Raw genomic sequence first — 7,124 nt, forward strand, 5'->3', positions numbered from 1 at the left:
GCCGGCGGGCGCTGGTCTCGTAGGCCGCCGCCCAGCCGGGCAGGACCCGGGAGGCGCCCCGCAGGTCCGCGACGACTTGGGCGGGGTGGGTGATCGGCAGGTCGCTGTAACGGGCCCGGATCCAGGCCTCGATCATCTCCACGGTGACCCCGACGCCCAGATGGACGAAGGTGCCCGGTGGGTTCGTCGGATCGATGGACTTGCCCACCTCCCCGAGCACGTCGAGCAGCACCGCCTGCTGCCGGCGGTGGGCGCCGACCGCGTCGGCATGCTCGCGCAGCACCGCCTCGGTCGCATCGGCGAGGGCGCCGGCGAAGAACGCCTGCGCGCGTTCGACCCGCAGGTAGCCCAATGCCAGGGGGCTCGACGAATACCCGCCGGGGGCCGTTTTCCAGCCCTGGACCGAGGCGGCTACCTGGTCGTCGAGATGAAGACCGTAGGTCGTGACATCCTGGGCGAGTAGACCGGCCAGCGCCCCGCCGCGCAGGCACTCCCGCAGCAGCGACTCCCACGCCTCGAGCGGGATCAGCTCGACCAGGGCGGACTGCGCCGCCGCGGCCCCGGTCTGCGGGTCCACCGTGGGACCGGGGACCACGGCGGTGATGGCGTCGTAGAGCTCGTCCCGATAGGTCCGTAGCGCCGGGACGAGGGCCGCCCGCAGCCGGAGGAGCAATGGCCGGTCACCGGTCGCCTGCACGGCCCCGGCCAGCCGGGAGACGAACGAGGCCGAGGCCCGCGGATCGGCACGGCGGCTCTCCTGGCTTCCCGCCGCGGCCACCAGCCGGATCCAGGCATCTTCCAGGGATCGGGCCGTCGCGAGATCCACCGGCAGCGGAAGGGCGAGCACGGCCGCGCCGCGCAGGATGGTGTCGATGTGGTCCGCCGCGAACCGGGCGGCCAGCGCCGGGGTCGCGGCGATGGCGTCCAGCAGCACCCCCTGGTAGTCGGTGACGGTCGGTCGGCCCCGGCTCGTGGGCCCGGCCACGGCGGGGGCGAGCAGGCCGACGTCGTGCGGCGCCGACGGGGCGACCGTGGCATCACCTGGTCCGTTACCTGGGTCCGTTACCTGGCCGGTCACCCGGTCCGTTACCTGGCCGGTCACCCGGTCCGAAGGCCATCCGGCCCAGCCGGTCCAGCAGCGCGCTGTCGAGGCGGGCCGAGGCGAGCAGGGGGGTCAGTAGGACCGTCTCGGCCGTGTCGGTTCTCCCGGCGGTGTTGAACCGACCGAGCCAGGCGGCGTCGAGAGTTCGCCGGTGGCTGTAGGAGGCCAGGGTGGCGCCGAGGATCCCGCCGGTCGAAGCCGAGCGGTTCGGGTGGACGGCGGACCATCGGCCCCCGCGACAGTCCCTCCACCCGGGAGAGCAGCCGCGCGAGCCCGTCGGGTCCCAGCGCGTCGTGAAAGCCCAGGACGAAGTCCGGGTCGTTCATCCGGGACCGCAGCACGGTCAGCGCGTCACGCGGGGTGACCATGCCTGAGGCGTTTCCGCCCGTTCCGCCCCGGCCCGTTCCGCCCCGGCCTGATCCGTGCCGGCCTGATCCGTGCCGGTCCGGCGCGTCCCCCCGCAGCGAGTGCGCCAACGCCCGTCCGGCGGCCACGGCCTGCTCGGAGGTGCGGGGCGCCTCGGAGGTACCAGGAATGCCCGGCGCCTCGCGGTGCACCGGCCGCCGAAGCGGGGCGGATGTCGGCCTGATCGTGATGCCGATCCCGTCGTCGACGCCCTCGGCGAGACGCAGCCGGCGCCGCAGCATGGTGACCTCGGCCTTGACTTCGTCCTCCAGCGCGCCGAGCCGTTCCGCCGGGGCGGGCGGCAACCCGGCATCCGTCAACGCCGCGACGAGGGAGCGGGACCAGGAGCGCAGCAGATCCCCGGCCTCGGTCACGCTGGACACCAGCACACGCATCCGGTCGGGGTCGACGAGCACCCGGCCGCTTGGTCCGGGCATGCGCGTCAGCCGACCTTCCGCGGCCCGCCGGGGCCGGCCGGGGCGAACGCTGTCTCGCGGACCTGCAGCGCTGTCTCGCAGGCCTGCACGCACCGATCGAGGGCCATGGCCGCCTCCGCCGCGAGCCGCCGCATCCGGCGTTGCCAAACCTCGGCCTGACGACCCTCCCAGGCCTCGGCACCGACCGCCGAGATCCGCTCCAGCGCGGCGGCTACGTCCAGCCGGGCACGCCGGGCTTGGGCCAGGGCGACGGCCACCGTCGCGCGACGTCCCTCGGGCACCGTCATGCGCACACCACCCAGATCGTGATCAGGTTTACCGGTGGCGACGCTAACAGCGGCCCGCCCGCCCGCGCCCGCGCGGCGACGCGACTGTGGATGACGCCGGTGCCGGTTCAGCGCCGGTAACGCAGGAACAGGACGTCGTCCTCGGCGAGGATCTGGGTCAGGGTGAGCGCGGCCGGTGCCGGCCACGGCTCGCCTTTCATGATCCCGAGTCGGCCCGGTCCGGCCAGTACCGGGGCGATCGTCAGGCACAGCTCGTCGAGGAGACCCGCCGCGGCGAGCTGGGAGTGCAGCAGCGGACCGCCCTCGGTGAGGATGCGGGTCATTCCCCGTTCCGCCAGGGCCCGGACGGCGAGGTCGGGTTCAACGGCGCTGCCGCCGCAGATCGCGATGTCGGCGACCGCCGCCAGCCGCCGGCGCCGATCGAGGGGCGCGGTCTCGCAGGTCAGTAGCACCGGTCGGATCTCCCCGCGGAACAGCCGGGCACCCGGGTCGAAGCCCGCCGTCGCGGTCACGACCGCGATCGGGGGCACCGCCGCGAGCCCCGCGGCGACGCGCCGCTCCCGCCGTTCGGGCGGGATGACCACCGGCCCGTAGTTCTCCGTCCGGGCGGTGCCGGCACCGACCAGCACCACGTCGCTGAGCCAGCGCAGCAACCGGAAGACCCGCAGGTCGGCTTCCCCGCCCAGGGGGCCCGAGCGGCCGCCCACCTCGGCGGCCCCATCGACCGAGGCCACGAAGTTTGCCCGGGTGTAGGGGGTATGCGCGGCGGACGGGGGGTAGGCGTACACCTCGTCGAGATCGATGTCCTCGATGTCCTCGACGGCCTTCCTCGCGAGCCCGGCGCCCGCCGCGGCCGTGGAGTCTGTGGTCGCTGCGGCGTCTGTGGTCGCTGCGGCCTTCCCGGAGGCCACCGCCCCGGCGGCCCCCGCGGAACCGGCGAACGGGGGTGGAACCGGGAAGATACGTCGCACCGGGCCGACTGTAACGGGCGACGGTGCTGGTCATCCGATCGGCGGCGAACCCAGGTCGGCGGCGAGCCCATGGCCGGCCCGGGGCCGATCAACTGTTGTGGTATCGCGGTCGTTGTGACGTCGGCCGCGATACCGCGGGCCGGGGCGACGGGTACGGGCGTCTCCGTACGCTGGGCGGGTGGCGCAGCGTCTCGTCGATCGCCGGCCGATTGTGCCGCCCGGGGACCTGGTCGCGGCGCTCGTCCCGCCGCCCCGGTTCGACGCGGTCCGGTTCGCCGGCTACCTGCCCGATCCGGCCGAGCCGAGCCAGGCCGCCGCGGTCATGGCGCTGTCCGCGTTCGCCGACCGGTTGACCGCCTCGTCCGGGCGGTCCAGCCGTTCAGATCGTTCCAGCCGTTCCAGGTATGCGGGCCGTTCCGGGAAGGGCGGCCTGTTCGGGCTCCTGACCCGGGGGACGGGGGTGTCGGGTCCGTCCGGATCGGGTCCGTTCGGATCGGGCCCGCGCCGTTCCGGGAGCGCCGGTCCGTCCGGAATGCGGCCGGGGGTGTACCTCGACGGCGGCTTCGGCGTCGGCAAGACCCACCTGCTCGCCTCGCTGTGGCACGCCGTGCCCGGTCCGAAGGCGTATGGCACGTTCGTAGAACTGACCTCCCTGGTCGGCGCGTTGGGATTCGCCGCGACCGCGCGGGCCCTCGCGGGCCTGCGCCTGGTCGCGATCGACGAGTTCGAGCTCGACGATCCCGGCGACACGGTGCTGGTGTCCAGCCTGCTGACCCGGCTCGTCGAGGCCGGTGTCCACCTGGCCGCGACGGGCAACACCCAGCCGGAGGACCTCGGTGCCGGTCGGTTCGCCGCCGCCGACTTCCGCCGTGAGATCCAGGGTCTGGCGGCCAGCTTCGACATACTCCGGGTGGACGGGGAGGACTATCGGCACCGGGGTCTTCCGGCCGCGCCCCCGCCGTGTACCGACGACGAGGTCGGCGCGCGGGCGGCTGCCGAGGAGGGGGCGACCGAGGACGGATTCGCCGCGCTGTGCGAGCACCTCGCCGGGCTGCACCCCTCCCGGTACGGCGCGCTCGTGGCCGGGGTCACCCTGGTCTGCCTGCACCGGGTCGTGCCGGTCGAGGATCAGGCGGTGGCGTTGCGGGTCGTGGTCCTCGCCGACCGGCTCTACGACCGGTCGATCCCGGTCGTGGCCTCCGGCGTGCCCTTCGGGGAGCTGTTCGGAGCGGAGCTGCTCGCCGGGCCGCATCGCAAGAAGTACCAGCGGGCCATGTCCCGGCTGAGCGCGCTGGCCCGGGACGCCGCGGCGGGGAACGACACCGCGGGCCGCGTCGCCGGGATGCTGCCCGGCTGACGCACCCGGCCGGGTGCGCGGCCCGAACGTGCGGCCGCCGCACCCGAGTGGGGTGTCGGAGCCTGCGGTCCGGACGCCGGACCAGGCCGGAGTATCTGTTCGCCGTTCCGGGCGTGGACGACCCGCTGGCGGTCGTGCCGAGGCCTGCGACCATGGGTGCATGGGAACCTACGTCGTGCTGCTCGTCATGGTGTTGTTGGTGGGGCTGGCGGTGCTGGGCGGACTCTATTTCGTGCTGTCCAGGGACCACACCCGGCGCTGAGGGCCGGTGCGCTGAGGGCCGGTGCGCGGACGGGTCAGCCAGCGGTCGGCTCGGCCAGGGGGAGCAGGCGGATGATCACGACCGACTCGCCGTCGAGTTCCACCCGTCCCGGCATGTAAGTGAACCCGTGGGTGGATGCGGCCGGGGCGTCGAACGGGACGCCGTCGAGGGGGACGGCCTGCCGTTCGACGGCCAGGTTCACGACGATCGCCACGTCGCCGCGACGGACCACCAGCCAGCGGGCCTCCTCGTCGAAGGTGCACGCGACCGAGGACCACGCCGGGTCGGTCAGCGCCGGCAGCCGGCGACGCAGCGCGATCAGCCGGCGGTGCCAGTCCAGCAGGTCGGAGTGACCCTCCCGGCTTGGTTCGGACCAGTCGAGTTTCGACTGCTGGAAGGTCGCCGGGTCCTGGGGATCGGGAACGTCCTGCGGCTCCCAGCCGTGGGCGGCGAACTCGGCGCGCCGACCCTCCCGCACCGCGTCCCCCAGCCCGGGGGCGGTGTGGTCGGTGAAGTACTGCCACGGGGTGCGGGCACCCCACTCCTCGCCCATGAACAGCATCGGGGTGACCGCCGAGGTGAGCAGCAGGGCCGCACCGATCCGGAGCAGGCCGTCGCTGAGCGTGGCTGACGCCCGGTCGCCGGCGGCCCGGTTGCCGATCTGGTCGTGGTTCTGCAGGAAGGTGACGAACCGGTAGGCGGGCGTGGTCGGGGGGATCGGCCGGCCGTGGGAGCGCCCGCGGAACGTCGAGTAGCCGCCGTCGTGGACGAACCCACTGGTCAGCGCGTGGGCGAGGGTCGAGATCGAACCGAAGTCCCCGTAGTACCCCTGCCGTTCGCCGGACAGGGTTGCCCACAGCGCGTGATGGATGTCGTCGCACCACTGCCCGTCCAGGCCGTACCCGCCGGCCTCGGGTGCGGCGACCAGCTTCGGGTCGTTGAGGTCCGACTCGGCGAGGGCGAACAGCGGGCGGCGCAGCTGGGCGCCGAGCCGGTGGACCGCCTCGGCGATCTCCTCCAGCAGGTGCAGTGCCCGGCTGTCCTGAAAGGCGTGGACGGCGTCGAGACGCAGCCCGTCGCAGTGGTAGTCGCGCAGCCAGGACAGGGCGCTGTCGATGATGAACGTGCGGACCTCGTCGGAGCCGGGGGCGTCGAGGTTGACCGCGGGGCCCCACGGAGTGCTGTAGCGGTCGGTGAAGTAGGGGCCGAAGCGGCCGAGGTAGTTGCCGTCCGGACCGAGATGGTTGTAGACGACGTCCATGATCACGCCGAGGCCGCGAGCGTGCGCGGCGTCGACGAAGCGCTTGAGCCCGTCCGGGCCGCCGTAGGGCTCGTGCACCGCGAACAGACCGACGCCGTCGTAACCCCAGCCGTGCCGGCCCGGGAAGGCGTTGACCGGCAGCAGTTCGATGGCGTCGATGCCGAGCTCGACGAGATGGTCGAGCTTGCCGATGGCCGCGTCGAAGGTGCCCTCCGGGGTGAACGTCCCGACGTGCAGCTCGTAGAGCACGCTGCCGGCCAGCGCGATGCCCCGCCAGGTCCCGTCGGTCCAGGGGAAGGTCGAGTGGTCAACCAGCCGCGACCGGCCGTGAACCCCCAGTGGCCCCGGCTGCCAGGCCGATCGGGGGTCGGGCAGCTCCTCGCTGCCGTCGTCGAGCAGGAAGGCGTAGTCCGTGCCATGCTTCGCGGACGGGACGTTGACCCACCACCACCCCCGTTTCCCGGCGGTCATCTCGTGCGTCGAGTCGCCGGCGGAGCCCGCCACGACCAGGCTGACCGTCTTCGCCTCAGGGGCCCACAGCCGCAGGGTGCTCATCGGTCTTGTCTACCTGCCAGAGCCGTCGGACACGCCGTGACGGCGACAATGGTGACGACATCGGTCCCCGGCCGAAGGCGCCCGGCTGCCCGGCATGCCGAGCCGGATGGCACCGAGATGGCAGCGAGGTAGTCCCCGGAGGGGAGGGCAGCCGCCGCGCGATGCCTCCACATCTTGATCGTATTGCACCGTTATGCCATGATTTTGCTGTCGTGATGTTCGATCGGAGGTTCGCTGCACTCCCGCCCCTCCGCCGGGCCTACGACACGCCGTCCCACCTGCGCGTTGATTTTCGGGTCCTCATCGCCCCTACGAGGGATCGCAACTCGCACCAGTGATGGAAGCGCCGCAGGTTGAGGGCGAGGCCCTCATCGCCCCTACCCCGCCGACACGTCCTCATGATCCTTACGAGGGACTGCAACATGACGGGCGTGAGCCGGTGCGCGATGTCATTTGCCAGGAGCCTGGGACCAGGGTCTTGCCATGA

5 protein-coding genes and 1 pseudogene are annotated in these 7,124 nt (G+C 73.0%); 1 reads left to right on the forward strand and 5 read right to left on the reverse strand.

Annotation, left to right across the window (positions count from 1 at the left end; genetic code table 11):
• The 4 genes and pseudogenes from AC08ON_RS02405 to AC08ON_RS02420 all read right to left on the reverse strand — a co-directional run.
• Positions 1 to 1,078 (reverse strand): annotated as a pseudogene (locus AC08ON_RS02405) (hypothetical protein); the annotation flags it as partial.
• Positions 1,079 to 1,098: 20 nt separating this feature from the next.
• Positions 1,099 to 1,944, reverse strand: a complete 846-nt coding sequence (locus AC08ON_RS02410) for a hypothetical protein (RefSeq protein WP_476606223.1) — start codon at positions 1,942 to 1,944, stop codon at positions 1,099 to 1,101.
• Between the two features lie 5 nt (positions 1,945 to 1,949).
• A complete protein-coding gene (locus AC08ON_RS02415; protein WP_476606224.1) occupies positions 1,950 to 2,231 on the reverse strand; it encodes a hypothetical protein in 282 nt (93 codons plus the stop codon).
• A 107-nt stretch (positions 2,232 to 2,338) separates the two neighbouring features.
• Positions 2,339 to 3,202, reverse strand: a complete 864-nt coding sequence (locus tag AC08ON_RS02420; protein ID WP_476606225.1) for a pyrimidine reductase family protein — start codon at positions 3,200 to 3,202, stop codon at positions 2,339 to 2,341.
• A gap of 178 nt (positions 3,203 to 3,380) precedes the next feature.
• On the opposite strand from AC08ON_RS02420, the gene zapE reads away from it, so the two are divergent.
• Positions 3,381 to 4,559 (forward strand): cell division protein ZapE, encoded by a 1,179-nt coding sequence (zapE, locus tag AC08ON_RS02425; protein WP_476606226.1) that lies wholly within the window; start codon positions 3,381 to 3,383, stop codon positions 4,557 to 4,559.
• A 296-nt stretch (positions 4,560 to 4,855) separates the two neighbouring features.
• Here the strand turns inward: zapE and treZ are convergent, their stop codons facing one another.
• A complete protein-coding gene (treZ, locus tag AC08ON_RS02430; protein WP_476606227.1) occupies positions 4,856 to 6,637 on the reverse strand; it encodes a malto-oligosyltrehalose trehalohydrolase in 1,782 nt (593 codons plus the stop codon).
• Positions 6,638 to 7,124 lie beyond the last annotated feature (487 nt).

Source organism: Frankia sp. CoWAU3 (assembly GCF_977971855.1).